21 protein-coding genes and 1 pseudogene are annotated in these 25,510 nt (G+C 45.1%); 18 read left to right on the forward strand and 4 right to left on the reverse strand.

Annotated elements, in window-relative coordinates:
* Positions 1-62 precede the first annotated feature (62 nt).
* The 4 genes from OA34_RS01230 (at position 63) to OA34_RS01245 (ending at position 4,287) form a co-directional block, all read left to right on the forward strand.
* Positions 63-1,067, forward strand: a complete 1,005-nt coding sequence (locus OA34_RS01230; protein ID WP_039672012.1) for a c-type cytochrome — start codon at positions 63-65, stop codon at positions 1,065-1,067.
* A gap of 137 nt (positions 1,068-1,204) precedes the next feature.
* The gene (locus OA34_RS01235; RefSeq protein WP_039672013.1) at positions 1,205-1,552 is read left to right on the forward strand and encodes a nitrous oxide-stimulated promoter family protein; all 348 of its coding nucleotides are present in this window, start codon (positions 1,205-1,207) and stop codon (positions 1,550-1,552) included.
* 30 nt (positions 1,553-1,582) lie between these two features.
* On the forward strand, positions 1,583-3,235 hold the full coding sequence (mnmL, locus tag OA34_RS01240; RefSeq protein ID WP_286682784.1) for a tRNA modification radical SAM protein MnmL/YtqA: 1,653 nt from the start codon (positions 1,583-1,585) through the stop codon (positions 3,233-3,235).
* Between the two features lie 101 nt (positions 3,236-3,336).
* Complete coding sequence (locus tag OA34_RS01245; protein ID WP_039672015.1) at positions 3,337-4,287, forward strand: ankyrin repeat domain-containing protein; 951 nt, start codon at positions 3,337-3,339, stop codon at positions 4,285-4,287.
* 212 nt (positions 4,288-4,499) lie between these two features.
* Here the strand turns inward: OA34_RS01245 and OA34_RS01250 are convergent.
* The 3 genes and pseudogenes from OA34_RS01250 to OA34_RS01260 form a co-directional block, all read right to left on the reverse strand.
* A pseudogene (locus tag OA34_RS01250) lies at positions 4,500-5,407 on the reverse strand (sensor domain-containing diguanylate cyclase).
* Positions 5,408-5,546: 139 nt separating this feature from the next.
* Positions 5,547-6,155, reverse strand: a complete 609-nt coding sequence (locus OA34_RS01255) for a pyridoxamine 5'-phosphate oxidase family protein (protein ID WP_039672017.1) — start codon at positions 6,153-6,155, stop codon at positions 5,547-5,549.
* A gap of 10 nt (positions 6,156-6,165) precedes the next feature.
* Complete coding sequence (locus OA34_RS01260) at positions 6,166-6,534, reverse strand: hypothetical protein (protein ID WP_039672018.1); 369 nt, start codon at positions 6,532-6,534, stop codon at positions 6,166-6,168.
* A gap of 90 nt (positions 6,535-6,624) precedes the next feature.
* On the opposite strand from OA34_RS01260, the gene pdxR reads away from it, so the two are divergent.
* From pdxR to OA34_RS01315, 11 genes are all read left to right on the forward strand, one after another.
* Positions 6,625-8,007, forward strand: coding sequence for a MocR-like pyridoxine biosynthesis transcription factor PdxR (pdxR, locus tag OA34_RS01265; RefSeq protein ID WP_039672019.1), 1,383 nt, complete (start codon positions 6,625-6,627; stop codon positions 8,005-8,007).
* A gap of 287 nt (positions 8,008-8,294) precedes the next feature.
* Positions 8,295-10,586: a thiosulfate reductase PhsA gene (gene phsA / locus OA34_RS01270; protein WP_039672020.1), complete on the forward strand. Its 2,292-nt coding sequence runs from the start codon at positions 8,295-8,297 to the stop codon at positions 10,584-10,586.
* Between the two features lie 15 nt (positions 10,587-10,601).
* Positions 10,602-11,174: a 4Fe-4S dicluster domain-containing protein gene (locus OA34_RS01275; protein ID WP_039672021.1), complete on the forward strand. Its 573-nt coding sequence runs from the start codon at positions 10,602-10,604 to the stop codon at positions 11,172-11,174.
* Positions 11,171-12,124, forward strand: a complete 954-nt coding sequence (nrfD, locus tag OA34_RS01280) for an NrfD/PsrC family molybdoenzyme membrane anchor subunit (RefSeq protein WP_039672022.1) — start codon at positions 11,171-11,173, stop codon at positions 12,122-12,124. The genes OA34_RS01275 and nrfD (OA34_RS01280) overlap by 4 nt, the downstream gene beginning before the upstream one ends.
* A 124-nt stretch (positions 12,125-12,248) precedes the next feature.
* Positions 12,249-15,050, forward strand: coding sequence for an EAL domain-containing protein (locus OA34_RS01285; protein ID WP_039672023.1), 2,802 nt, complete (start codon positions 12,249-12,251; stop codon positions 15,048-15,050).
* 74 nt (positions 15,051-15,124) lie between these two features.
* On the forward strand, positions 15,125-17,389 hold the full coding sequence (phsA, locus tag OA34_RS01290) for a thiosulfate reductase PhsA (RefSeq protein WP_039672024.1): 2,265 nt from the start codon (positions 15,125-15,127) through the stop codon (positions 17,387-17,389).
* 2 nt (positions 17,390-17,391) lie between these two features.
* A complete protein-coding gene (locus OA34_RS01295; RefSeq protein WP_039672025.1) occupies positions 17,392-17,958 on the forward strand; it encodes a 4Fe-4S dicluster domain-containing protein in 567 nt (188 codons plus the stop codon).
* Complete coding sequence (nrfD, locus tag OA34_RS01300) at positions 17,955-18,923, forward strand: NrfD/PsrC family molybdoenzyme membrane anchor subunit (RefSeq protein WP_039672026.1); 969 nt, start codon at positions 17,955-17,957, stop codon at positions 18,921-18,923. The genes OA34_RS01295 and nrfD (OA34_RS01300) overlap by 4 nt, the downstream gene beginning before the upstream one ends.
* Before the next feature lie 8 nt (positions 18,924-18,931).
* A complete protein-coding gene (locus OA34_RS01305) occupies positions 18,932-19,603 on the forward strand; it encodes a response regulator transcription factor (protein ID WP_039672027.1) in 672 nt (223 codons plus the stop codon).
* Entirely contained in the window at positions 19,590-20,771 is a 1,182-nt protein-coding gene (locus tag OA34_RS01310) for a sensor histidine kinase (RefSeq protein ID WP_039672028.1), read from the forward strand. The genes OA34_RS01305 and OA34_RS01310 overlap by 14 nt, the downstream gene beginning before the upstream one ends.
* Positions 20,768-21,619 carry a cache domain-containing protein gene (locus OA34_RS01315; protein ID WP_254376807.1) on the forward strand — a complete coding sequence of 284 codons (852 nt, stop codon included), beginning with the start codon at positions 20,768-20,770 and terminating at the stop codon, positions 21,617-21,619. The genes OA34_RS01310 and OA34_RS01315 overlap by 4 nt, the downstream gene beginning before the upstream one ends.
* Here the strand turns inward: OA34_RS01315 and OA34_RS01320 are convergent.
* Positions 21,609-22,874: a coproporphyrinogen III oxidase family protein gene (locus tag OA34_RS01320; protein ID WP_039672030.1), complete on the reverse strand. Its 1,266-nt coding sequence runs from the start codon at positions 22,872-22,874 to the stop codon at positions 21,609-21,611. The two genes, OA34_RS01315 and OA34_RS01320, sit on opposite strands and share 11 nt — an antisense overlap.
* Positions 22,875-23,056: 182 nt before the next feature.
* Here OA34_RS01320 and OA34_RS13420 point away from each other — a divergent pair, with 182 nt between their 5' ends.
* The 3 genes from OA34_RS13420 (at position 23,057) to OA34_RS01335 (ending at position 25,503) form a co-directional block, all read left to right on the forward strand.
* Positions 23,057-23,734, forward strand: coding sequence for a hypothetical protein (locus OA34_RS13420; RefSeq protein WP_286682785.1), 678 nt, complete (start codon positions 23,057-23,059; stop codon positions 23,732-23,734).
* 72 nt (positions 23,735-23,806) lie between these two features.
* A complete protein-coding gene (locus OA34_RS01330) occupies positions 23,807-24,724 on the forward strand; it encodes a manganese-dependent inorganic pyrophosphatase (protein WP_039672031.1) in 918 nt (305 codons plus the stop codon).
* An 11-nt stretch (positions 24,725-24,735) separates the two neighbouring features.
* Entirely contained in the window at positions 24,736-25,503 is a 768-nt protein-coding gene (locus OA34_RS01335) for a hypothetical protein (protein WP_039672032.1), read from the forward strand.
* Positions 25,504-25,510 lie beyond the last annotated feature (7 nt).

A 25,510-nucleotide genomic window follows, 5' to 3' on the forward strand; every position in this document is an offset into this window, starting at 1 on the left:
ACGATAAATTGACGATAAATGTTTATGATTACGATAGTCTAAAAATTTAAAAGGAGGCAGAAATGAAAAGATTATCTTTAGTTTCGGCGGCATTGGCGTTAACGTATGCAAGCGGGCTTTTTGCATTGGACGTAGGCGAACTCAATAAACGTGCCGACAAAGGATTTAAACCCGTCGTCGTCAAAGATTGGAAGGCACCGGATGAAAGTACGATTCCCAACAATTTATTCGGCGATACCGTTCGTTACGGTAAGGCTCTCGTTCATGAAACGTACAAATACATCGGACCGGAAGTGAGTGACCCAAAAATGCGCTATGCGGGCAATAACCTCGCCTGTTCGTCATGCCATCAAGAAGCCGGTACGAAACGATGGTCGGCTCCGTTTATGGCGACATTCGCCAACTTCCCTCAATACCGCAATCGCGACGAGACGATCGGTAGCATCGAAGAGCGCGTCAACGGTTGTATGGGACGCAGTATGAACGGAAAGCCGCTTCCCGAAAACGGCAAAGAGATGCGTGCGATCGTAACGTACATGTACTGGTTAGGACAAGGCATTCCCGTCGGTGCTAAGGTCGAAGGAGCGGAATTTCCTCAGGTAGATCGTAAAATGGTCATGAAGCAAGCCGCCGATCCGGTCAAAGGCGAAAAAGTGTATCGAGAATATTGTGCGTCATGCCACGGCGATAACGGACAAGGCGTGAAACGCGAAGGCAAAGCCAACGGTTACGAGTATCCGCCGCTTTGGGGCAAAGACAGTTACAATACGGGTGCGGGTATGTACCGCGTGCTTCGTGCGGCAGACTGGATCGTCGCCAATATGCCTTTAGGCGCGGACAATCATAATCGCGTTTTAACCGATGAGCAAGCGTATAACGTTGCGGCGTATATTAACAACTACGATAAACCGCGCGATATTAAAGCCAACCGCGAAAAAGATTTTCCCGATTTAAAAGTTAAAGTGCCCGATAGCGACGTCGGACCGTACGATGACGGAAAAAATCGTCATCAACATAAATTCGGACCGTACCAAGGCATTATTATTCCCGCGAAAAAAGCCGAATAATCCTTCCGAAAAAGGGCGATTTAGGTCGCTCTTTTTTTAAAAAGAACCGTTAAGTTCAAAAGAGAACGCCGCGTTAATGATTTTGTGATACTATTGCTTTTTGCTAGAGCATCTATTTTTACATGCAAAGAGAGATCATGACGCGCGATAAACTTGCTAACGATAGCCAAACCCTACACCGTTTTTTACAATTGCATTGCGATAAAGAACACAACGACGTTCCCAAAAAAGAGGGTACGTTACAGGTTCGTTTTCACGAAGAGAACGTATGCGAAGTGCCGTATCGTTTGTGCGAAGAGTGCGAAACGCTTTTTTTGTACGCCTATGAGAGGCTTCGAAACTGCACGCAAGAACCCAAACCCAGTTGTCGCAAATGTCTCAATCCGTGCTATGAAAAACCGGTGTGGAAAAAGATGGCGAAGATTATGCGTTACAGCGGTATGCGTTTGGGATTGACCAAGATGCGCCAATTTCTTTTCAAGTAAATGCTTCCGTATTTAAGCCATAAAGCGTCTATGCGCGCTTGCTACGGCGAAGCGTTGTACACTATTCCCGTCAATGTGGAATTTGGTTGCCCCAACCGTGAAAAAGACGGAAGCGGCGGCTGCTCGTTTTGCCCCGAACACGGAGCGCGCGCCGCGCAGATTGCGGATGCTAAAAGCGTGGAAGAGCAGATCCAAAAAGCACTCTCGTTTGCCAAAAGGCGTTACAAAGCCTCGTCTTTTGCGCTTTACATTCAAGCCTACACAGGAACGTTTGCGTCGTTGGTTACGCAAAAAAAGACGTATGAAAAACTGCTGTCGCTCTATCCGTTTCGCGCGTTACATGTAGGCACGAGACCCGATTGTTTGAGCGAAGCGACGTTGGAGTATTTGGCAGAATTAAACCAAACAATAGACGTGGTTGTGGAGCTGGGTGTGCAAACGTTGCACGATGTGAGTTTGAAGCACATCAACCGCGGGCACGACGTCGCGTGTTCTTTGGATGCGATCAGACGTTTACATGTAAAAGGGTTGAAGGTTTATGCGCATCTTATCATCGGCTTGCCAAATGAAACGCCTGATATGTGGAAAGAGAGTCTGCAAGGCTTGGTGAATGAGGGCATCGATGGCATTAAATTTCACAATTTGCATATCATCGAAAACACCGATTTGGCGCGCGAATATGCTCAAGAGCCCTTCACGCTTTTAAACGAATACGCGTATGCCGAAGCCTTGATCGAGTTGCTTCGTTACGTGCCTTCGTCTATACCGATCGTGCGCCTTGCCACCGACACGCCCGAGCGCGAATTGGTCGCTCCAAAATGGCATATGGCAAAGGGGCAATTTAGTGAATACGTCGCTCAAACGATGCGGTATCGCGGAATCTCTCAAGGCGATCGCATCGAAAACCAAAGCGCACCAAAGAGTGTAATACCGCAAAAAATAGACTTAAAAGACGGAAGTACGACTTTTTGGAACGAAATGTACCGTGATTATTACCATCCTAAAGCGGGTGCGTACGCTCAAGCGCAAAGGCTTTTTTTGGAAAAATCGTGTTTAAAAAAGCGGCTGGAACAAGGCGACGTAAGGTTATTGGAGATCGGTTTTGGGATGGGGTACAACACGCTTGAAGCTCTTAAAGTAGCACAAATCCTCAGAAAACACACCTTACATGTCAAGGCGATCGACCACGATCGTCTGCTGTTGAGCCAAAGTGCCAAGGTTGTTTCGGATGCCTTACATGTACAATTGCTGGAGTCGCTTTTGACGGATCAACGCTATGAGGGCGATTTTACGAAGGTTGAATTTCTCAACGCCGAAGCACGTTATGCGATGACGCGTTTGGACGAGTGCTTCGACGTCATCTTTTCAGACCCGTTTATCGAGAGCAATAACGCTACGCTTGTGACGTTAGAATTTTTCCAAAACCTGCGAAAACGGCTCAAACTAGATGGCATTTTGGTCGCCTCCACCGCTTTACATGTCAGCCAAGCGGGACTCACGCTCGCAGGCTTTGACGTGCACGTTGCCAATGACGAAAACAGCGACATCAAAGGTGTCGTCGCTACACTCTCAAAGGTGTCGAAGTCCTTACATGTTAAAGAGCCGTACCGTGATCCTTACGGTATCTTAAGCGATAAAGAGATCGAAAGCGAACGTCAAAAAGTCTTGACATGTAAAGATTGAAGTGAAAAGGTTAGTTCTCAACTTCTATCTTTTTACGCATAAAATGTAGGTAAATTGATGGATAATATAATAAACTAACAACAAAAATAAAAAGGAATACAATGGGGTTATTTGGTCTTTTTGATAATAGAGCTGATGAACTTTGTAAAGCATCACGGAATGGTGCTATTGCACTTGTAAAAAAACTTTTAGAAGGCGGTGTTAACGCTAACAAATATGGAAATGATGGGAAAAGCAGCTATAAAAAACTTCCTATTTCGTGTGCAATAGAGAATGGTAACTTAAATGTAGTCCAGCTTTTATTAGACTATGGGGCAGATCTTGACGAAGGTCGTCCGTTATATATAGCAGCGGCTGAAGGGAATATAGAAATATGCAAGCTTTTACTTGAGCGTGGAGCGTTTGTGGATGGAACATACGACACATATGATGGTAGTGGAAAAAGTGCTGAAAAATTTATGAGAACGCCATTAAGTATAGCAGCCACACATGGATATGAGTCAATAGTAAAATTACTTCTAAATAATGGAGCAAATATTGAAGGATTGAAAAATAATAAATTAGAAACTCCTCTAGCTCAAGCTCTATTGTATTGCGATAATTCAACAACTGTAGCGAAAATCTTTGTTGAACATGGTGTATCGTTGAACTTGCATTTATGTGCTGGACTTGGTGATTTGTCAAAGATGTATGAATTTATTACTAATGGAACAAGCCCAAATAAACTTGAATATGATTCTTTTGGAGCAGGCTATTCCCCCTTATATTTTGCTGTAAATTGCAACAAATTAGAAGCAGTTAACTTGTTACTTGAAAACGGGGTAAATCCTAGAGAATCAATTTTCTCTTATCCGAATAAAAAAAAGCATGGAGAAGGAGACGGAGTACTTGCATTGGCAATTTTTAAGCATGGAAATCTTGAAATGATAAAAATTTTGATTGAAAAAGGAGCTGATATTACACAAAAGGTTTCTTATGGAAAATCTCTGAAAGAATTTGCAGTTATGCATAATAGACATGATGTCGTCAATTTTTTAAAAAATCGTATTTGACATTCGTCACAAGAGAAAACTATCTTCTCAATGTCTAATATGATTTTAATTAATGGAAAAGGCAATTATGGAAAGAAAGATTGGAAAAGAATTCAACTTTCTTTCATTCAACTAAATTTTTAATTTTCTTCCGTTAAATGTCAATTTTATTGGTTAAATTCTAACTCAATCTTGTCTACAACTCTTTACATGTAAAGATAAACGTTACAAGCTTATAGTTCCTTTTTTGCTTCAACATAGCAGGGGTGATGCAAACATGAAACCCTATTACGACCATTTTTTTTAGCATGATACATGGCATGATCTGCGTCGCGCTGAATATCTGTTATAGATTTGTGATGTGTCATTTTTGAAGCTACCCCAATACTCGCCGTAATACTTATGTTTTTATCTTCGCACGTAGTTTTTCGGCAAAATTGACGGCACTTGTATTGTCGGTATCAGGCAGGAATATTGAAAACTCTTCACCGCCGACTCGACCGATAAGATCGCTTTTTCTACAAAAATCAATGATACATTTTGAGACGGCTTTAAGAACGATATCTCCGACATTATGTCCATAGGTGTCGTTAATATTTTTAAAATGATCAAGATCGACAAAGAGAACAGAAAAGGATGTATGGTTACGATGAGATATATTAATCATCTGTTCACATACGGTATAGTAAGCGCGCGTATTTAACAATCCGGTTAGAGGGTCGTTATTTGCCAGAAACTCGAGTTTTTCATTGGCTAATACAAGTGCTCTTTCAGTGTTCTTTTGTTGCGTAATATCGGTTAAGCTTGCCATTTCTCCGACGGCAAAACCACTCTTATCTCGGATAGGTCTAACGGCAACAAGGTAAATTTTATTGTTTATCTGTATTTCGTGGTCTGGCACATCTAAGCCTTTATCGTGCATATAAAAATCGCGTTCAATATTGGCTGCGCTTTTTTGGCAAAACTCTTTTACTCTTCGTCGAAGAAGAATGTTGGGTGTAAATCCATGTAACGTTCTGAGCTTTTGATTGAAGGCAATATTCCGACCGGACCTATCGATGAGAACCATTGCTACAGGCATTAATTCAAAAAGTGCTTCAAGGCTAATATGTGTATGCAAAAGATTAAATTTTTTACTCATATATCACCTCTTCAATGTCATTTGATGCATTAAATTCTATCTAAATTTTGCCTAAGCATCTTGACATGTAAGAATTTTATTCTTCAACACATCACGTTATCTCCCCTAATCCTTCATTCTTTGGCATACACACTATCCTTTAATGTTGTTCATTGAGCTGTTGGATCACTTTAAGACTCAAACGATCGATCGCACTGTCTCTTTGACGCAATTTCTCCACCAACAGTGTTCTTCGCTCTTCCGTAAGATTTTGCCCGGCTTTGACTTTAAGGCTCATAGACGTCGGTTCTAAAACACAAATTCCCAGTCGTTCAACCACTTTTGCGTAGACAGGATTGTCCGCTTCGATAGGGTCGTACCCGCCCTCAGGTTGGAGTTTTTGCATCAGCGCATTGAGCATCTCACACTTTACATGTAAATCCGAAATGACCTTTACTTCCCCCACACAATGGACAGAAATATAGAGCTGTGAAGCCGGACACGCCGAGCGCGTGTTGCTAAAATACGAGGGCAAAAGCGAAAGCGGTTTGACTACGCTGAAACTGGCTTTGGCACTCTTAGCGATGACGTCCATCTTGCGACCTTCAAGCGATCCATGAAACCCCAGACGGTTTTCATGCCACGCAAAATTGATCGGCACGCCGTAAGGCTCGTCGCCATCGACAAGACTGAGCGTTCCATACTCGCAACTGTTCAAAACTTCTTCGATGAGTGCGGGATCATGCACTTCAAACTCAGCTCTTCGCATGCTTTCTCTCCTAAACGGTTTGTGTTGCTTCTGTCAGGTTGATTTCCAACACCGCTCTTGCCCACGGGTAGTTCTCTTTGACAGCCGTAAACGCATCGCCCTCTTCTATCATGCAGGCGTTGCCGCGCAGTAAAAATCCTGTTCCCATATGATGCAATCCCTCGACCTCTTTACTGCCTACTGTCACTAAAACTCTGTTATCGCGACTTAATGCCTCTTCGATGCTGTGCATACCACCCACAGGAATAATCAAGCTATTTTCAGTAAGACGCACATACGAATGCCATGTATTGACAACGCAGGGAAACTCTTTGCCTTGAGCGACGATGGCGACAACGCCCTCTTTTTGCATCACACGTTTGAGTGTGTCTGAAATCATACGAACTCCTTTTGATTTAAATTGTGGTATTATAATCCTAATCTGTACTCTTCACAAGAGCCAGTTTTTGAAATATTTTAAGGGTCAGTTATGTACGATCTTAACCAAAATAAGCCACTTTACATTCAACTCTACGATGCGATCAAGCACGACATCGTCACCCATCAGCTCGAAAAAGGCACCAAACTCTCTTCGGTACGTAAAATGGCAGTTCAATACGCCATCAGCAAAAACAGCGTTTCGCTAGCGTATCAGCAACTTTACAGCGAAGGGTACATCGAAAGCGTGCCCAAAAGCGGCTATTTCGTCGCCGACATCGTACATGAACTCACCCCCACAGCGCTCTCTTCGCCCATGCAAGAGACGCCATCTGAGCCATCTATTCGTTACGATTTTTTCCCCGCAAGACTCAGTCCAGACACCTTTCCACTCAAACTGTGGCAACGCCTTTTTATCAAAGCAATGAAAACACCGCTCGATTTTGGTGCGTACACGAATAGACAAGGAGAGGAAGGGCTTCGAAGTGAGATAGCACGCTACTTGAGGCATTCACGTGGTGTGCTTTGCGATGCTTCACAAATCATTCTTTGTGCAGGCTCTAGCGATGCGATGCGGCAGATCGCAACCCTTTTTCAAACGCACTTTCATGAAATCGCCGTTGAACATCCCGGATACCCCGCGGCAGGGACTATTTTTAAACAGTACGGCTATGCCATTGCACCCATTGAGGTCAATGCGAGTGGTCTTAACATCGATGCGTTAGAGCAGACAACGGCAAAGATGGTTTACATCACCCCATCGCACCAGTACCCCACAGGCGTCAGTATGCCCATAACGCATCGTATGCGGTTGTTGCACTGGGCAAAACGGGAGGGAGGAGTGATCATCGAAGATGATTATGACAGCGAACTGAGGTACCAAAACCGTCCGATTCCAGCACTGCAAGGACTGGAAAACGGTGCCAATGTCATTTATATGGGAACCTTCTCCAAAGCACTTTCTCCTGCTCTTCGGGTGAGTTACATCGTTTTGCCGCATCGTTACTTGGAAGCCTACACCACGATGTGTCAGATGAGCCATCAACGCTGTGGCGTGGCACTGAGTACGCAAAAGACGTTAGAGCTTTTTATGGCAGAGGGGCATTGGGAGCGACACTTGCGTAAGATTCGCACGCTCAATCGTAAAAAACATGACCTCATGCGCAATAAACTCAAAAGCATGCTAGGCGATCAGATCGAGATCATCAGCGAAGGTGGAGGTTTAGCGATCATCATGCGTCCAACGGTTGCGATCGATCTGCAACGTTTGCGTGAAAATGCCCTTAAAAAGGGTATGAAACTCTATTGCGCAAGCGATCTGTACGGTGAGACATGGGAAGCGATTCGTATGGGGTTTGGAGGACTGAGGGAAGAAGAGATCAGTGATGCTATAGAACTTCTCAATACCATTTGGATAGAAACGTTGGCACGGTAAGCTCTACCGTAATGGTATCGCACGGTACGCAAATAAGAAGAACGATCTTTTTAATGTTTGCCTGAGCCCTTTTGAAAGTTTAGCTTCCTCCTTTTTTCATAATAGATTCTTATTGATTGTTTTATGCTATATTTTATCGTCATATTTTTTTATATATAACTATTTTAAGGCAATAATGAGCTTTTGTAAACTCAAAAAATAAAGATAAAAGTCGTCATTAAAATTTACATAAAATTTACATAGCTTTTCTAAGATTGCACTATGAAATCTTATGAAAAGGATGAAAGATGACTCAAATGCTTAGTCGAAGAAGTTTTCTCAAGCTTTCTTCAACTGCTGCGGCGGTAGCAGGGCTTTCTAGCATTCCCGGCACGCTCGGGGCGATGGAAGAGGCCAAAAAGCAATACAAGGGAAACACAAAGTTTACCCCGAGCATTTGCGAGATGTGTACGAGTTCGTGTACCATCGAAGCACGTGTCGAGGACGGTAAAGGAATGTTTATTCGCGGCAATCCCGCCGATAAGAGCCGAGGCGGTAAAGTCTGTGCAAGAGGTAGTTCGGGATTTAACCAGCTCTACGATCCGCAACGTTTGGTCAAGCCGATTATGCGTGTGGGTGAGCGAGGCGAAGGAAAGTGGAAAGAGGTCAGTTGGGACGAAGCATACACTTTCATTGCCAAAAAACTAGAGGACATCAAACAAAAATACGGCGCGCACACGGTGGCATTTACCGCACGTAGCGGTTGGAACAAAACATGGTTTCACCATTTAGCGCAAGCCTACGGTTCACACAACCTTTTCGGACACGAAGCGACCTGTCCTTTGGCGTACGATTTGGCGATGGACGATGTGTTTGAGGGCGGCATAAGCCGTGATTTTGCCAAAGCAAAATACATTATCAACCCAAGTCACAACGTTTTTGAAGGTATCGTTATCTCTTACGCCCGTCAATACATGGACGCACTTGCACACGGCGCGAAAGTCATTTCACTCGATCCGAGATTTTCGACGATGGCGGCGAAAGCCACCGAATGGCATCCGATCAAACCGGGACACGATCTTCCGTTTGTTTTAGGGTTTATCAACGTTTTAATCAACGAAAATCTTTACAATAAAAAATTCGTCGAGAAGTATTGCGAAGGGTTTGAAGAACTCAAAGCCAGCGTCGCCGAATACACGCCGGAAAAAATGGCGGTCGAATGCGATATTCCCGCCGATACGATTAAACGAATGGCGCGTGAATTTGCCAAAGCGGCTCCCAAAGCCATTTTCGACTGGTGCCATCGCGTTACCCTAACGCCGCAAGAGTTGGAACTTCGTCGCGCGATTATGATGTGTAACGTTTTGGTCGGTGCGATAGAGCAAGAAGGCGGTTATTACCTCAATAAAAGTGCCGCGTTTTACAACAAATACTTAGGCGAAAACGATCCTAAAGCACCCGTGCTCAAAAAACCTAAAACACCGGCGTATCCGAAAGTCACAGTACCTCGAATCGACCGTATCGGCGAAAAAGACAGCGAATTTTTCCTTTGTAAAAAAGGAAACGGTATCGTGACCCTTGTTCCGCATGCCGCACTCAACGAATTGCCGGGTGTGGGATACAAGTTGCACGGTTGGTTTATCGCCCGTAACAATCCCGTCATGACACAAAGCAATACCGAAAACGTCATCAAAGCGCTCAAAGCGATGGACTTGGTGGTCGTGTTTGATATTCAAGTTTCCGATACCGCATGGTTTGCCGACATCGTCCTTCCCGATACGACGTATTTGGAGCGAGACGAAGAGTTTACCGCCAGCGGCAGTAAAAACCCAAGCTACGGCGTAGGTCGCCAAAAAGTGGTCGAACCGATCGGAGAATGTCGTCCGGGGTGGAGAGTCGCTAAAGAGTTAGCGGAAAAAATGGGCTTAGGTGCTTATTTCCCGTACAAAGACATCGAAGATTACCGCTTGCAACAAGTCGGCGACAATCTTGATCTTTTGGCAAAACTCAAAGCGACCGGAAGTGCGAGTTTCGGCGTACCGCTCTTGCTTCAAGATAAGAAAAGCGTTGCGGAGTTCGTGAAAAAATTCCCGAGCGCGGCCTCTAAAGTCAATGAAGAAGGAACGATAGACCTTCCGCACAAAATCAAACTTTTCAGTCCGGAACTCGAGACCGTTTCCAAAAAAGGCGCTCTTCATTACGAGCCTTACAAATACAAAGAGGCCGACGAACTCTATTTTATCAACGGTAAATCTGCCGTTCGCACCAACGGTCACAACGGCAACAACGCATGGCTCAACAATCTTTTAGACGATGCGGCGGTATGGATTCACCCTAAAACGGCAGAGCGTTTAGGCATTAAAAACGGCGATAAGATCGAAGTGTATAACAAATATGCCACGCAAAAAGGCAAAGCGCTCGTGACCAAAGGCGTGCGCGAAGATACCGTGTTTGCGTACTTCGGATTCGGACATATCAGTAAAGATTTAAAACGAGCTTACGGCAAAGGCGTGAACAGTAACTCGCTTTATTCGCCGTTAGTATCGCCCAATAGCGGTATGAACCTTCACGTCGTCGGCGTTAAAGTCAAAAAAGCGTAAGGTAAGGAGAAAACAATGGCAAAAAAATATGCAATGGTCCACGACAACAATTTATGCATCGGCTGTCAAGCCTGTAACGTTGCGTGTAGGTCCGAAAATAAAATTCCCGATTCCGTTTACCGTTTACAAGTATGGGTCAAACAAGAAGAGTATCCTAACGGAAGTTTAGGCTACGAATACCACAGACAATCGTGCGTGCATTGCGAAAATACGCCGTGCGTAAGCGTTTGTCCGACCAAAGCTTCCCATGTCAACGAAGACGGTATCGTTTTAGTCGATAACGACTTGTGCGTCGGTTGTCTTTACTGCGTCGCGGCATGTCCTTACCAAGCGCGTTACGTTCATCCGGTGACCAAAGCACCCGATAAGTGTACGTTCTGCCACGAATCGCGCTTAAGCCGAGGCGAAGAGCCCGCATGCGTCACGGTATGTCCGACCGAAGCCTTGGTATTCGGCGATCTTTTAGATCCAAAAAGTAAAATCAACAAAGTGCTCTCCGAACGCGTTACGTACCGCCAAAAAGAGAGACTCGGAACCAAACCGAAAATGTATATCGTACCCAACCATAAAGGAGGGATCAACTCATGAATCAAATCTGGGGCTCTATGGAGCAATACAATACGGTCGTATGGCATTGGCCGATCGCGGTTTATCTCTTCTTGGCAGGACTTTCCGCCGGTGCGATTATCTCCGCCATCGTCGTGAAATGGATGAAAGGTAACGATGTTTCCCCATGGGACGGAATTATTAAAGCGGGCGCGATCTTAGCACCCGTTACGATCGGTGCGGGTTTGTGCCTTTTGATTTTCGATCTTACCCGACCGTTGATGTTTTGGAAATTGTTGATTCATTATAACTTCGGCTCGGTCATGACGATCGGTGTTTTAGCCTTGTTTGCGTATATGCCGGTTTCCATTTTGTTCTTGCTCGGCGTTTTCAAAAAAGAGTTAGCCGTGGATGGACCGTTTAAATTCTTAGCACCGATTGCAGATTTGGCACTCAATTACGGCAAAGCGCTTGAAGCGATTACGCTTGTATTGGCGGTGGGCGTAGGTGCGTACACCGGTTTCTTGCTCTCGGCGATGAACAGTTATCCGCTTTTAAATACGCCCGTGCTTCCGGCACTCTTTTTGGCTTCGGGCGTATCGGCGGGTATTTCGGCAAACCTTGTCGTCGGACTTTTGTTCTTTACCCACTCGACGAAAGACGCCAACGTGAGCTATTTGCACGGACTGGACGTCAAAGTGATCTTTGCGGAACTCTTTTTCATCTTCATTCTTTTCGTGGGAATGATGTACCAAGGAGGCGCAACGGCACATGCGGGAGCGGCGGCACTCAGTACGGGCGGTCTTTCGACCCTTCTTTGGGTGGGCGTCATCGGTTTAGGCTTGCTTTTGCCTATCGGATTGAACTTTGCTTTGCCTCACGGAGTCAAACACTCCCACGCCTTTGTGATCTTTAACGCCCTTATCGTTCTTGTGGGTGTTTTAGCACTGCGTTACTACATGCTTTATGCCGGACAAACCTTCGTCGGATAAAGAACATGTCAACCCTTAGAGCTAGGCTCTAAGGGGTTTTTTCGTACCGTGACACAATCTTAGCGTAAGATTTTCTTTTGTTGTGATACAATACGTCTTTCGTATTATTTTCAAAGGAATCGTCATGAAGTTGTACTCTCTTATTTATGATGATTTTAAGACCTTACAAAACTTCGTCGAGACGCGCTTCCAACCCGATCAGCATCTTTTCATACAACTTTTTAGCGGAAGCGGCGATTGCGTCGTTCTTCAAAATATTTTAGATTACCTTCATACCCGTTTACCGCAAAGTGTGGTCATCGGAGCGACGAGTGCCGGAGAAATTCACCGAGCTCAAATGTCCCAAGAAACGATCGTCCTTTCGTTTTGCCTTTTGGAAACTTCACGCGCCGGCGTTTACTACCTCGACGTTGCCGATCGAAAAAGCGCGTACGAAATCGCATCGCGCGCGATAACGCCTTTGACGAAAGTCTGCATCGCTTTTACCGAACCTTTGAAAAGTAAGGAGAACGAGGCGTTTATTCAAGCCTTGGGCGAAGCCGCCGCACACGTCGTCGTCGCCGGAGGAAACGCCGCCGATAGTTTTGCGTTTGCGCAAACGTATCTGTTTCATGCCGACCGCATTGAAGATCACGGCGTCGTTTTGGCGATTTTGGAAGGCGATAGCTTACATGTACATCAAGATTACTCGTTCGGATGGACGCAAATCGGCAAAACGATGACGGTTACGCGTTGCAAGGGAAACGATTTGTACGAACTCGATCATCAACCGATCGAAACGGTCTATCGGCACTATTTGGGCAACGATATGATTCGAGGATTGCCCGCGAGTGCCATCGCATTTCCGTTGGTGAGCCAAAGCGAGAACGTGGAAGTATGCCGCTCAATCGTAGGTGTCAACAAAGACCGCTCGTATCGTTTTGCCGGAGAGTTTCGCGAAGGAGATCGCGTGCGCTTTGCGATCGGCAATATCGAAGAGATTATGGAAAAAGCCGAAACATTACAACAAACTCTTTGCGAAAACGCGATTGAAGCGATGTTTATTTACTCCTGTGCCGTTCGAAAATATTTTTTAAAAGATCAACTGCATTACGAGTTGGCATTGTTGGAGCAAATCGCTCCTACGGTCGGATTTTTTACCTACGGCGAGTTTTACCGCGGTCGCATTGCCAACCATCTGTTAAACGTTACGACGACAATTTTAGCCCTTAGCGAATCCTCCATTCGCCCAATTCCTCTCAAAAAAACGATGCTTCGCCCCACGGATTCGGTTTTAAAATTTTTGACGCATTTGGTCAATACGACGCAATGCGAATTGGACGAAAGCGTCAACTTCCTACGCCAGTATAAAACCGTTTTAGACCACAGTGCTATTTTTTCGAAAATGGGTCCCCAAGGCTACATCACCTACGTCAATGATGCGTTTTGCGCCGCTACGGGATATACGCGAGACGAAATTATCGGTACGAAACACAGCCGTTTTCGCCATCCCGAACACGATGAGTCTTCGTATAGTACGCTATGGGAAACGATTCAGTCGCAACGGATTTGGCAAGGCGTTTTAAAATGCCTCAACCGCCAAGGCGAAACGTTTTACATCAAAAGTACCTTGGTTCCCGTCATCAACGAACACGGGCAAACGATGGAGTATATTACGAGTAGCACGGATATTACGGAACAAATCGTTAAAGACCGCATCATTCAAGAACAGCTCATCGACGAATTGACGGGACTTGGAAACCGTCAAGCTCTTTTTAACGAAATACGCAGCGATACGAACGAAAAGATGTTGATGCTTATCAACCTGATCGGTTTTTCGGAGATCAACGATTATCTAGGGTACGACGTGGGAGATGCATTGCTCAAAGAGATCGGAGTGTTGCTCGATCAACGCTTTGCGGAAAAACACCGCGTCGTTTTTCGCATCAACGGAGATGAATTTGCCTTATTGATTAAAGAAAACGATCACGTATGGCAGCATAAAAACAGCGATAAACTCTACCGTATGATTTATTCTCTGGAAAAGCATATTTTTCTCATTCAAGGCTATGAAATCGTTGTGCGCCTGAATGTCGGCATCGCTTCTGGATGCGACGAGCATATCTACATGCAGTCGCATATTGCGCTCAAAGAGGCTAAAAAACGCGATGAGGTGATTGTGACGTACAACCTCAACGAAACGCTCAAAGATAAAACAAAACACAATATTCAAATCATTCATAAAATTCAACATGCCGTCGAAAACGATCGCATCGTACCGTTTTATCAAGGCATTTACGACAACGTGCAAAAAAAAATTACCAAGTACGAAGTGCTGATGCGCTTGGAAGAAGAGGACGGGAGTTACTTAAGTCCGTACCATTTCTTGGAACAAGCCAAAAAAACGCGGCTTTACGAAAAGCTGACGAAAATCATGATTCAAAAATCCTTTGCCTATCTTCACGACAAAGGCGTCGCTTTTTCGCTAAACCTCAACGTCCACGATATTCTCTCCGTGTCGGTTAAGGAGTGTTTGTACGACGCGATTCGCACATACGGTTGCGGCGATCGGGTCATTTTGGAAATCGTCGAGAGCGAGGGTATCGACAATTTTGAAGAGATGAGCTTTTTTATTCAAGAGGCAAAAGCGTTAGGATGCCGTATTGCTATCGATGATTTCGGTACGGGCTACTCCAATTTTTCCTATCTGGCGCGACTCAAAATCGACTATATCAAGATCGACGGCTCGTTAATCCAAGAGATCGATACCGATCCGACCAAAGAGATGACGGTCGAGACGATTGTCTCGTTCGCGCATAAAATGGGTTATAAAATAGTCGCCGAATTTGTGGATAAAGAAACGGTGCAAGCCAAGCTGGAACGCTTAAACGTCGACTTTTCTCAAGGCTATCTTTTTAGCAAACCGCATCGGGTTATAGAGCTTTAAAGCGAAAATACCTTACAATAAGACAGAATTCTTACATCCTTTGCGTAAGAGAAAAATCTTTAAGCGAGCCATACGTGATAGAGTCTTATGCCCGACGACGATTCCTTCAATTCTCAACCGCCGCCCTTAGCATGCAAGGAAGCCTCCGCGCTTGGGAGCCAAGCATACTCAAAGGCGAAGACAAATGGGTGCGAAGCGTATGTGAAATGTGCAGCAGCCGTTGCGCTATCGAAGTACGCGTGGTGGATCAAAAACCCGTATGGCTTCAAGGCAACGCGTTTGATGCACGTATGCACTCGAGTATTTGTGCCAGAGGGCTTTCGGGCGTTTCGCAGTTATACGATCAAGACCGCCTGAGGACGCCGTTAATGCGCGTCGGGCGACGCGGGGAAAACCGCTGGAGGGAAGCATCTTGGGACGAAGCCTTGGCGTTTGTCGCTTCGTCGATGCAGCGTTTGAAACAAAACTACGGTGCGCAGAGTATGCTGTTTTCGTCCAAAACGGGCGAATCGTTCGATCTTTTATCCTCTTTTGCCGCCAATTACGGCTCTCCCAATACGTTTTCACATTGGAGTTCCTGTCCGATCGCGATTGAGAGTGCCTTGGAGCAGACGTTCGGCGAACGGGCGTATCGGGATTTCGAGCATGCCGATTATATCGTCAATTTCGGGCACAACCTCTTTGAAGGGCTAGACATTCCCTTAAGCAAAGCCATGGCGCGTTTTGCGGCGAACCCTTCCAAAAAATTGATCGTGCTAGACCCGCGGTTTTCGATCATGGCGGGCAAGGCGGACGAGTGGTATCCGATTAAGGCGGGGCAAGACCTTGCGTTTGTCTTAAGCCTTTTACATGTATGGCTCAGAGACGCTAAATACGATCACGCATTTGTCCGACGTTATTGCATCGGTTTGGACGCGTTAAAGGCCTCTTTGAAAGAGACGACTCCGCAATGGCAAGAGCGTTACACCGGAATCGACGCGAAAACGATCGAGCGTTTGGCGGACGAAATTTACCGCGCCGCACCGCGTTGCATACTTGATTGGGGGCACAAAGCGACGACGTCTCCGGCGGAGTTTCAGCGTACCCGCGCGATTTTAATCGCCAATGTTTTGATGGGAAACGTGGAGAAAAAAGGCGGTATCTACTTTGCAAAAACGCCCGAAATGCTCAACGCATTGATTCAAGAGCCGCTTTTTCCTTTACTGCAATCGCCCTATCCGACTCCGGAAGTCGGCATTGCGCGTATCGACGGTGCGGGTGAAGAGAGAAGCGCGTATCGGTTCGTTCCGAAAAAGCACGGCGTACTCAATGCGATTGCGGACGCGATTTTAACGCAACAACCCTACGCGATTAAAGGATGGTTTTTAACGCGCCACAATCCGTTGGTAACCGTTGCCGATCCGCAAAAAATGAGAACGGCGATGGCATCGTTGGATTTGATCGTCGTGAACGACATTTACATGAGCGATACGGCGATGATGGCGGACGTGGTTTTACCCGAATCGACCTATTTAGAGCGGGACGAAAGTATTCACCTGCATCACGGGCTTGTTCCTTCCTATACGATGCGCAATCGTGCCCTAACGCCCCTGCACCGCACTCGAAGCTTGCACGAGATCGTTCGAAGCTTAGCCGATGCATTGGGTTTTTCGCATGCGTATCCGTGGAAAACGATGCAAGAGCTTCGCGCGTACCAAGCCAAAGGCAATAGCGCATTGTTGGAAAGTCTTGTGAAACGAGGCTACGTTCAAGCGACGATACCGCATCTTTTTTTACGAGAAGAGGCGAGTGCCCGTGCTTTTTGCGAACGTTATGCACACGTTGAGCCTAGACATGTCTTAGAGATGTTCGAACGCCGACGCAAAACGCCCTCAGGCAAAATCGAGCTCTTTTGCGCGCATATCGAAAAAGCGTTTGAGGGATACGGCGTACCTTGCGCGGTCGATATGGACGTGCAACAAAACTATCCGTATACGCTGATCTCGGGCAAAAGCGCGATTCATACCAACGGACATACGCAAAACGTCCCTTACCTTCACGCCCTGATGTCCGACAATCCTCTTTGGATGCATCCGAGTACGGCAAAAGCTCACGGTTTGCGTCAAAACGATACATGTTACATCGAAAACGAGATCGGCAAAGAGAAGGTGAAAGTGTTTCTTACCGAAGGCATTCGCCCCGATACGCTCTTTTTGTATATGGGATTTGGACGGCAAACACCTTTACTGCCTAAGATTGATCGTAAAGGATCGAGTGCTTCCAAACTGCTTCCGTTAAAAACCGCGCCTGTTTGCGGTGCGATGATTACCAATACCGGCGTTCGTATCGTGAGGGCATAGCGATGGCAAAAGCGTATCGACTGATTTTCGACGAAAATCTTTGCATCGGATGTCAAGCCTGTAATGTGGCGTGCCGTTTGGAGAACGACGTGCCTGAGGGTGTTTATCGTTTGCAAGTCCATGTCACGACGCAAGGCGTTTTTCCGCACCTTGGAATGCACTTTGAAAGACGCTCGTGCGTGATGTGCGACGAGCCTCCATGCGTGAGCGTATGCCCTACGGGAGCGTCGTTTCAGAGCAAAGACGGTTTGGTGCATATTCACGAGTCGCAATGCATTACATGTAAGTATTGTATTTTGGCGTGTCCTTACCATGCACGCTTTATCAATCCTCTCAAAAACGTGGTCGAAAAATGTACGTTTTGTTTTGATAGCCGGCTTTCAAAAGCGCTAGATCCTGCATGCGTCAGCGTTTGTACGACCGAAGCATTACGTTTTGGAGATGTGAGTCAAGAGAATTCGACGGTTGCGATGCTTTCACGCAAAGAGACTCTATTATTTCCCAAAGCGCATTTGGGAACGAAACCGAAAGTCTGCTTTATCCCCGCACGCAAAGGAGTTAAAGTATGAGCCCGATGTGGGGAAGTACGGCGCAGTACGAGGTGATGCACTGGTCGTGGGCGATTGCGGTCTATCTCTTTTTAGCCGGTATGAGTGCTGGTTCGATTATCGTTGCGCTGCTGGTCAAATGGAATCGACACGAACGTAGTAACTCTTCGATTTGGGATGCGATGATTAAGTCTGGAACTTTGGTCGCTCCCGTATCGATTTTAGCGGGACTTTTTTTATTGGTCGCGGATTTAGGGCGTCCGTTGTCGTTTTATTGGCTTTTGATTCGTTTTAATCCTCTCTCGGTTATGAGCTTGGGCGTTCTTTTCTTGCTGATTTACACGCCGATCGTGTTGGTTTTTACGCTTTTGGTGTTTGAACGGACGATCGTGAAATACACATGGCTTTTGCCTTTGGGAAGCTTTATCGAATGGGTCAAGAGTTTGCACTCGTATGCAAAAACGATCGAGTATTTTTTAATGGCGGCGGCATTGTGCGTAGGCTCTTATACGGGCTTTTTACTCTCGGCATTGTATGCGATTCCGCTGTGGAACAGTCCTGTTTTGCCGATCGTTTTTTTGACTTCGAGCATCTCTTCGGGGATTGCGGTGAATATTTTGATCGGATTGGTGTTTTTTAAAAGTACGATCAACACGGAGAGCATCAAGTACCTTTTGGTGCTGGATTTGCGGGTTATTATGACCGAATTGCCGCTTTTGGGTATCTTTTTCGTCGGTCTTTTTTACGGCGGCGGCGAAGTTTCGTCGGTGGCGAAAGCGGCACTGAGCCACGGCGGATTGGCGTTGGTCTTTTGGCTCGGAGTCATCGGCATCGGGTTGTTATTGCCGCTTGCGACGGTTATTTTGGCGTTACGAAGCCACGTCTATCGGGTGGGGTATATTTTAACCAATGCAACGGCGGTGCTTTTAGGTGTTTTATTGCTACGTTATTACATTATTTACGCCGGACAAATCTATCTTGGATAAGGACGATCATGAAACTTTTATTGCTCGAAGACGACTACAATTACAACGAAAGCATTAAAGAGTATTTGGAGTTTTTGGGCTATGAAGTCGATGCGTTTTTCGACGGAGAGAGTGCTCTGGACGCGATTATGCAAAAAACCTATTATCTGTTTTTGTTGGACGTGAAAGTTCCCAAGCTCAACGGTCACGAACTGATCAAATACATCAAAGAAGCCAAGATTACCACGCCGATCATCATCATCATTACCTCTTTGGTCGATATCGACAATATCGCAATCGGCTATGAGCTTGGCTGTAACGATTATCTCAAAAAACCTTTTGAGCTCAAAGAGTTGGAACTTCGCGTTAAAGAGCTGATTAAAAAGCATTACCAAACCGGAAACGAAGGATTGTTTGAGCTAGCATGCGGCCTTCGTTTCAATTTTGAAACGGGTGAGATCAAAAAAGACGATCAAACGATTATCTTAAGTTCCAAAGAACAAGAGTTGGTGCGTTTTTTAATTCGACGCAAAAATACGTTTTGCGATATCGAGACCCTGCGTGAAAACGTTTGGGAAGGCAAAGAGATCAGTTATGCCGACATTCGAATGTACATTCGAAAAATCAGACTCAAAGTAGGCGTCGAAGCATTCATCAAGTCCTCGCGCGGGTTGGGATATAAAATCGATGTTGACGCTTAATCCGTTTCGTTCGGTTTGGCTTTATACGTTAATCGTCATGGCACTTTTTAGCGTTCCGAGTTTTTTTGCGATTCAAAGTACGGTGACGGAAGAAAAATACAAAGCTTCGCAAGAACTTTTCGAATGGGTCGCAACGCACGAAAAAAGCATTTTTGCCAAAGAGGAGTTTGATATTCCGCGTAGCGTACGGTTTCATCTCAATATTTACGACGAAATGCATACGCTTTTGTACCGAGGCATCGAAGCAACGTTAGTGGACGTGCAATTTAAGATACGCGTGGTGTATCCGTTTTTGTACTACCAAAAAGCGGTACAAACCGACGATAGAGGGCTTTTTTTCGTAGTAGTTCAAACCAAGCTAAATTATGCCAAGATTATTTTCGTGACGACGATGCTTTTTTTTATCGTTTTGTTTTTGATCTATCTTTTGAGCAACGTCTTCGTGCATTCGAGCATCTATCCGTATCAGCGGATGCAACGCTATATGAACGATTTTTTTAACGATTCGATGCATGAACTCAAAACGCCTTTGGGCGTCATTAACATTAACGTCGAGTTGCTTTCCAATTACGTAACCTCTTCCAAACACCTTCAGCGCATTAAAGCGGCAACGAAACAGATGCAAATGACGTACGAAGACGTGGAATATTATATTAAACACAAAAAAGTGGTGTATGCGAAAGAGCCGATCAACCTTTCGGAATACCTCGGGTTACGCATCGCATTTTTCGAAGATATTGCACGCTCGAAATCCATCGTTTTAAAGTACGAGATCGAAGAGGCGATGATGATTTTTATCAGTAAGGTCGAACTGCAACGCATTCTTGATAATACGCTTTCCAATGCGATTAAGTATTCGTTTTTTCAAGGCATCGTCGAAATATACCTTCACCGTAAAGACGAAAGCAGTTGTATTTTGAGCTTTATCGATCACGGGCAAGGCATTAAAGACCTCTATAAAGTTTTTGAGCGTTTTGAAAGAGAAGACGGCGTGCAAGGCGGCTTTGGCTTAGGACTCAATATCGTTCAAAATATATGCAATAAAAACGACGTCGATATCGATATCGAATCGTACGAGAATCAAGGATCGCGCTTTACCTACGTTTTTAAGCTCGATCACCAAAAATGGCTCGATAAAGTTGAAAACGAACAAAAGGGTTTGACATGATGAAAGAAAAACGCTTTTTCCTCAGCGCATTGGTAATGCTCTTTTTTGGGCTCTGCTTGCTTTTTTTATACAACAAATCGATTTCGTTCGAAGAGGACGAAACCCTTAAAAAACAGATGGACGCGCTGCTTTTGACGTTACACAACAAGATCGAAGAGACGACGCACGTCTCGTTGGCGAGCTCGGTTATTTTAGCCAAAAGCCCTCACGTGATCGGTTGCCTTCAAAACCAAGATCGAACGCAGTGTTTGGATTATTTGCTCGACATTAAAAATACGATGGCTCTCTCGGGCGTGTTTGAAAACGCACGCTTACACTTGCACACCAAAGAGTTCAAAAGTTTTATGCGCTTATGGGACTATCGCAATGAAAGTAACGACGATTTAAGTGCTTTTCGCCATGCGCTTGAAAAAGTTAAAGCGACCAAACGTTCTATTAAAGGGATTGAGATCGGACGCAACGGTATGTTTATGCGTGCGATCGCTCCGGTTTTTAACCAAGAAGAGTATGTCGGAACGATCGAAACGGTTGTGGATTTTAAAGATATGAGCCGTTATTTCAAAAAAGACGGCGTGGAGCTGTACGTTTTGATGAAAAACGAATACGCCGATATCGCCAATGCTTCGGAGTATGCTCCAAATCTTAGGCTCGATAATTACACGATCGTCAATCAATCAACCAACGGGCTTCATTTTATCAAAAGTGCCAATTTTCAAGGCACGGGCTATATGAAAATGGGAGACAGTTACGTGCTTTACACGCCAATAGTCGATATTAACGGCGAATATGTCGGCTTTTTCGTCTTAACGTGGAGCGAAAGCCTCTCCTTGGCGTCGTTTAAAGGATAAGATTCTTTCGCGCATTGTTGCGGATACGATCCATACCCATGTAAAACTCTTTCATTAAGACCAAAAAGAGGTAGTCGCCAAATTCCGTCGTTTTGATCGTATGCTCGTCTTCGACGACGGTTTTTGCCAAACGAAGCAACATCAGCTCTTTGCCCAACGCCTCTTCGATCTCGACGCCGAACATACTGTGAAATTTTCTCTTGGAAAGTTTGCCGTTGAAAAGATCGACCATAAGGCGGTAGTACATTTGCGAGTTTTGAGGAAAGGTTTTTTCTTTAATCACGGCACTGTTGCGGTTTTGAATATGTTTTGAGTATTGATCGAGCGCAAACTCGTTTAAGTAAAGTGTATCTTTTAAAAAGCTAAACGAACCCGAGCCCACGCCGACGTACTCTTCGTGATCGATGATGTATTCGTCGATGATCGCGTCTTGCTCTTTGGAAAACGACCAACCGTGACGTGAAGGATAGGCGGTTTTGAGCTGCTTTTTAATCGTTTTAAAGAAAGCCATTTCATGCGCCATACTAAATTCTCCGAGGCTTTTACGCACGCTGTTTTTGACCAACGATGAGGTCATTAACGGATAAACGCTCGTTTGTTCCGGAGAGAGTTTTTTAAGAAGTTCCAAATCTCGAACGAGTCCGGCTTCGCTTTGTTCGGGAAAATTAAAGATCAAATCGACGCTCGTAATCGGTAAAATGCCGAGCATCGATTCGATTTTGCGGTACACCTCTTCGCCGGAGCCGAATTTTTCAAAACGACCGAGTTTTTTAAGAAGCGTGTCGTCGAAGGTTTGTACGCCGATAGAGAGGCGATCGATGAGCCCGTCTAAGCGTAAAACGGTTTTCGGCTTGATATGGTTAGGATCGCTTTCGCACGAGACGTGTTGAATATTGAACTGCGTTTTAATCAGCTCGATCGTTTTGATCAGTTCATCTTCGTCGATAAGCGGCGTACCTCCGCCGATCACCAAATAATCAAAATCGTACCCTAACGATTTGACATGTAAGATCTCTTGGCGCAAGTGTTGAAAGTAAACGCTTGCCGCTTCTTTCGTATAGGTAAATTTGTTGAAAGAACAGTAAGGACAAAACATCGAACAAAACGGTACGTGAACGTAGAGTAAGTAAGGTTTGTTTTCCGGAGGCAACGGCAATCCTTTGGAAGGATTGTCGACGTTTAAATAGTGCTTAGTGTATTGGTGCATAAAATAACTGGTTGCACTCGTAATGATTTTTGAGGGATGGCGTAACATCAAATTTCCTTTCTAAAGCCCTTCTTTTGCCGCTATTATAAGTAACAAAAGTAATTTTTATGTAAATTTTTAATTCGTACGCAAGATTATAACGCTCAAACGTGAGAAAAAGAGGGGAATTTCACGCTCAATTCACGTTTTTGTAGCATAATAGCGCGAAAGAATCCTTGAAAGGGAAATAAATGAAACGCTATTTGTGGATAGTTTTATCGGTTTTGACGGCGTTAACACTCCCGTCGCAAACGCTTTGTGCGGCGGATTTTGATTGGGTTGTCACTTTAAATTTGCGTTCGCATTCCGATCCGTACGCCTATCGTTACGGTTTGATGGATCGCTTCGGCTACAACGAAGCCGAAGTCGTCTCTATTTTGGATAGCGTCTACGAGCCGGCGGATGCGTATATGATTTTTCGTTTGGCGGAACTCTCTAACAAAGACCCGCGTTACGTGTTGCGTCTGTACCGTGAAAGACGTTTTTCGCATTGGGACGATATGGCACTTTATTTAGACATTCCCGTTTATGCGCCGCCGTTTATGGAGTTGCGCCGTCATCATGACATCGTTTATCGCTACGTACCGCCCGTGCATTACGAGGAAAATCGTTATTACGTCGTACCGCCTAAACCTTCTTTAAAACCGATACGACGTGATTATACGCCAAAACCATCGTCCGCCTCTCCCGAATATCGCCGTGAAGAAGTGCGTAAAAAACCGGAAGCAAGTCCGGTACGTAAAGAGCGCGTAGAAGCAGCTTCGCCATCTTCCCCTCGTGAACAAGAATATCGTTCCCCCGTGCATCAGCCCGAGCAACGAAGATCCGAATCACCGCACGGTCACGATCCGAGGCAAGATCGTCCCTAAAGTTGCGTGCCTCTTGTGCAAGTAAAGACGAATCGGCTATAATTACATGTAAAAAGACTAAAGGAAATTTGAATGCAAACGTATGCATGCGGACACATCAATCCCGATTCCGATTCGATCGTATCGGCGATTTCACTCTCGTACCTTAAAACCGAACTCGGCGAAGCTTGTACGCCTGCACGCCAAGGCGAAATTAGCCCCGAGACGGAGTTTATTTTAAAAACGTTCGGACTTGAAAAACCTCTTTTAAAGAACGATTTTTCAGGCGACAACCTTTACATTACCGACTATTCCGATCTTGCACAAGCACCGCACAATCTCAAAGAGACGAATATTTTAGGCATTGTCGATCATCACAAACTCGGAGACATTACGACTTCCACGCCGCTTGAGTGTTGGATTCGTCCGGTGGGTTGTACGAATACGATCGTTAAAGAGATGTATGACCACTATAAAATCGACATTCCGAAAAATATTGCGGGTGCTATGATGCTGGCAATTTTGAGCGATACGGTTTTGTTTAAATCGCCCACATGTACCAAAGCGGACACCAAAGCGGTAAAAGAGTTGGCGCATATTGCGGGCGTGGAAGATTTCAAAAAACTTGGAATGGAGATGTTTTTAGTCAAATCCGCGGTCAAAGGAGCAAGCCCTCGTACGCTCCTATTGCGTGATTTTAAAGATTTTGATATGGGCGGTCATAAAATCGGCATCGGTCAACTTGAAGTCGTGGATTTAAAAGTATTCGACGAGATGAAAGAGGCACTTTTTGCCGATATGAAGGCGTATAAACACGAAGGTCATCGCCATACCGTGATGCTACTCTTAACCGACATCATGATCGAAGGCTCTCAATTTTTAGTCGTAAGCGACGACGAAAGCAAAATCGAAAACGCGTTTAACACCAAACTTGTGAACCATGAGATGTGGGTGGAGGGCGTTTTAAGCCGTAAAAAACAGGTAATTCCCGTCATGGAAAAACAGTTTTAAAAGCGTACTTTGTGAAAAAGTCGTTTTGGAAAAAAAAATACCTGATTGAACACCCCCATGAAGTGCTTGGCTATTTGCAGAGCACTTCGACTCCATATAAAAAAAATATCGATCAATTTTATTGCGACACGTATGCGACATTCGGTGTTTTAGGCGTACGTTATGACGACGAAGCGACGCTTGCGGTATTGAACGAAGACGCCGCTTTGCATATTCTGCGCGACGTCACGAACGATCGGCGCTATAAAAACCGCTTTGTGAAGCTTTTCGGCTTTCCCGAAGAGTATGATTTTGACGAACAGACGGTTTTTGCCAAATGCGATAGATTGGCGGACGTTTCGATGGACTTTACGTTTATGGGCGGGATGAGTGCCCAAAAAGTGTTTAAAGTGCTTCTTTACCATGAAACTTTACGTTTAAAAAATGCGGTGCAAGCCTTGCTCGACGATGAAGGCGACGCACTTAAAAAAACGTATCGGCAACTCAAACGTATCGCGATGCTGCTTAAAATTTCCCGCTTCTTATTCGATACGGCGATGATCGATCGTTTGCAAAACGTCTTGGGTGTTTTGACATGTAAAGAGCGTACGGCACTGTTAGATCGTATGCAAAGCTCTGCTTATCAGGCTTTTTTATGGGATATACAGACGCTTTTAACGGAAAAAAGCGACTTTTTTCTCCAAAAAAAAGGCAATCAACCTCTACTCTTTTTCATCAAAAAAATGGTCAAAAAAGAGCCCAATGCACTGGTAAAACGCCTCAAAAAAGCGATACGCTAAGGCTATC

Origin of the sequence: Sulfurospirillum sp. MES (assembly GCF_000789415.1) — a bacterium.
Classification (GTDB): Bacteria; Campylobacterota; Campylobacteria; order Campylobacterales; family Sulfurospirillaceae; genus Sulfurospirillum; species Sulfurospirillum cavolei.

Excerpts from the sequence above, each read along its gene's own strand:
- OA34_RS01260 (WP_039672018.1), bottom strand. The coding sequence starts at position 6,534 with ATGATTTCAGACACACTCAAACGTGTGATGCAAAAAGAGGGCGTTGTC.
- OA34_RS01255 (WP_039672017.1), bottom strand. The coding sequence starts at position 6,155 with ATGCGAAGAGCTGAGTTTGAAGTGCATGATCCCGCACTCATCGAAGAA.
- OA34_RS01235 (WP_039672013.1), top strand. The coding sequence starts at position 1,205 with ATGACGCGCGATAAACTTGCTAACGATAGCCAAACCCTACACCGTTTT.
- OA34_RS01330 (WP_039672031.1), top strand. The coding sequence starts at position 23,807 with ATGCAAACGTATGCATGCGGACACATCAATCCCGATTCCGATTCGATC.
- OA34_RS01315 (WP_254376807.1), top strand. The coding sequence starts at position 20,768 with ATGATGAAAGAAAAACGCTTTTTCCTCAGCGCATTGGTAATGCTCTTT.
- OA34_RS01230 (WP_039672012.1), top strand. The coding sequence starts at position 63 with ATGAAAAGATTATCTTTAGTTTCGGCGGCATTGGCGTTAACGTATGCA.
- nrfD (WP_039672022.1), top strand. The coding sequence starts at position 11,171 with ATGAATCAAATCTGGGGCTCTATGGAGCAATACAATACGGTCGTATGG.
- phsA (WP_039672020.1), top strand. The coding sequence starts at position 8,295 with ATGACTCAAATGCTTAGTCGAAGAAGTTTTCTCAAGCTTTCTTCAACT.
- OA34_RS13420 (WP_286682785.1), top strand. The coding sequence starts at position 23,057 with ATGAAACGCTATTTGTGGATAGTTTTATCGGTTTTGACGGCGTTAACA.
- nrfD (WP_039672026.1), top strand. The coding sequence starts at position 17,955 with ATGAGCCCGATGTGGGGAAGTACGGCGCAGTACGAGGTGATGCACTGG.
- OA34_RS01285 (WP_039672023.1), top strand. The coding sequence starts at position 12,249 with ATGAAGTTGTACTCTCTTATTTATGATGATTTTAAGACCTTACAAAAC.
- OA34_RS01295 (WP_039672025.1), top strand. The coding sequence starts at position 17,392 with ATGGCAAAAGCGTATCGACTGATTTTCGACGAAAATCTTTGCATCGGA.
- OA34_RS01320 (WP_039672030.1), bottom strand. The coding sequence starts at position 22,874 with ATGTTACGCCATCCCTCAAAAATCATTACGAGTGCAACCAGTTATTTT.
- mnmL (WP_286682784.1), top strand. The coding sequence starts at position 1,583 with ATGCGCGCTTGCTACGGCGAAGCGTTGTACACTATTCCCGTCAATGTG.
- pdxR (WP_039672019.1), top strand. The coding sequence starts at position 6,625 with ATGTACGATCTTAACCAAAATAAGCCACTTTACATTCAACTCTACGAT.
- OA34_RS01275 (WP_039672021.1), top strand. The coding sequence starts at position 10,602 with ATGGCAAAAAAATATGCAATGGTCCACGACAACAATTTATGCATCGGC.
- OA34_RS01305 (WP_039672027.1), top strand. The coding sequence starts at position 18,932 with ATGAAACTTTTATTGCTCGAAGACGACTACAATTACAACGAAAGCATT.
- OA34_RS01245 (WP_039672015.1), top strand. The coding sequence starts at position 3,337 with ATGGGGTTATTTGGTCTTTTTGATAATAGAGCTGATGAACTTTGTAAA.
- OA34_RS01310 (WP_039672028.1), top strand. The coding sequence starts at position 19,590 with ATGTTGACGCTTAATCCGTTTCGTTCGGTTTGGCTTTATACGTTAATC.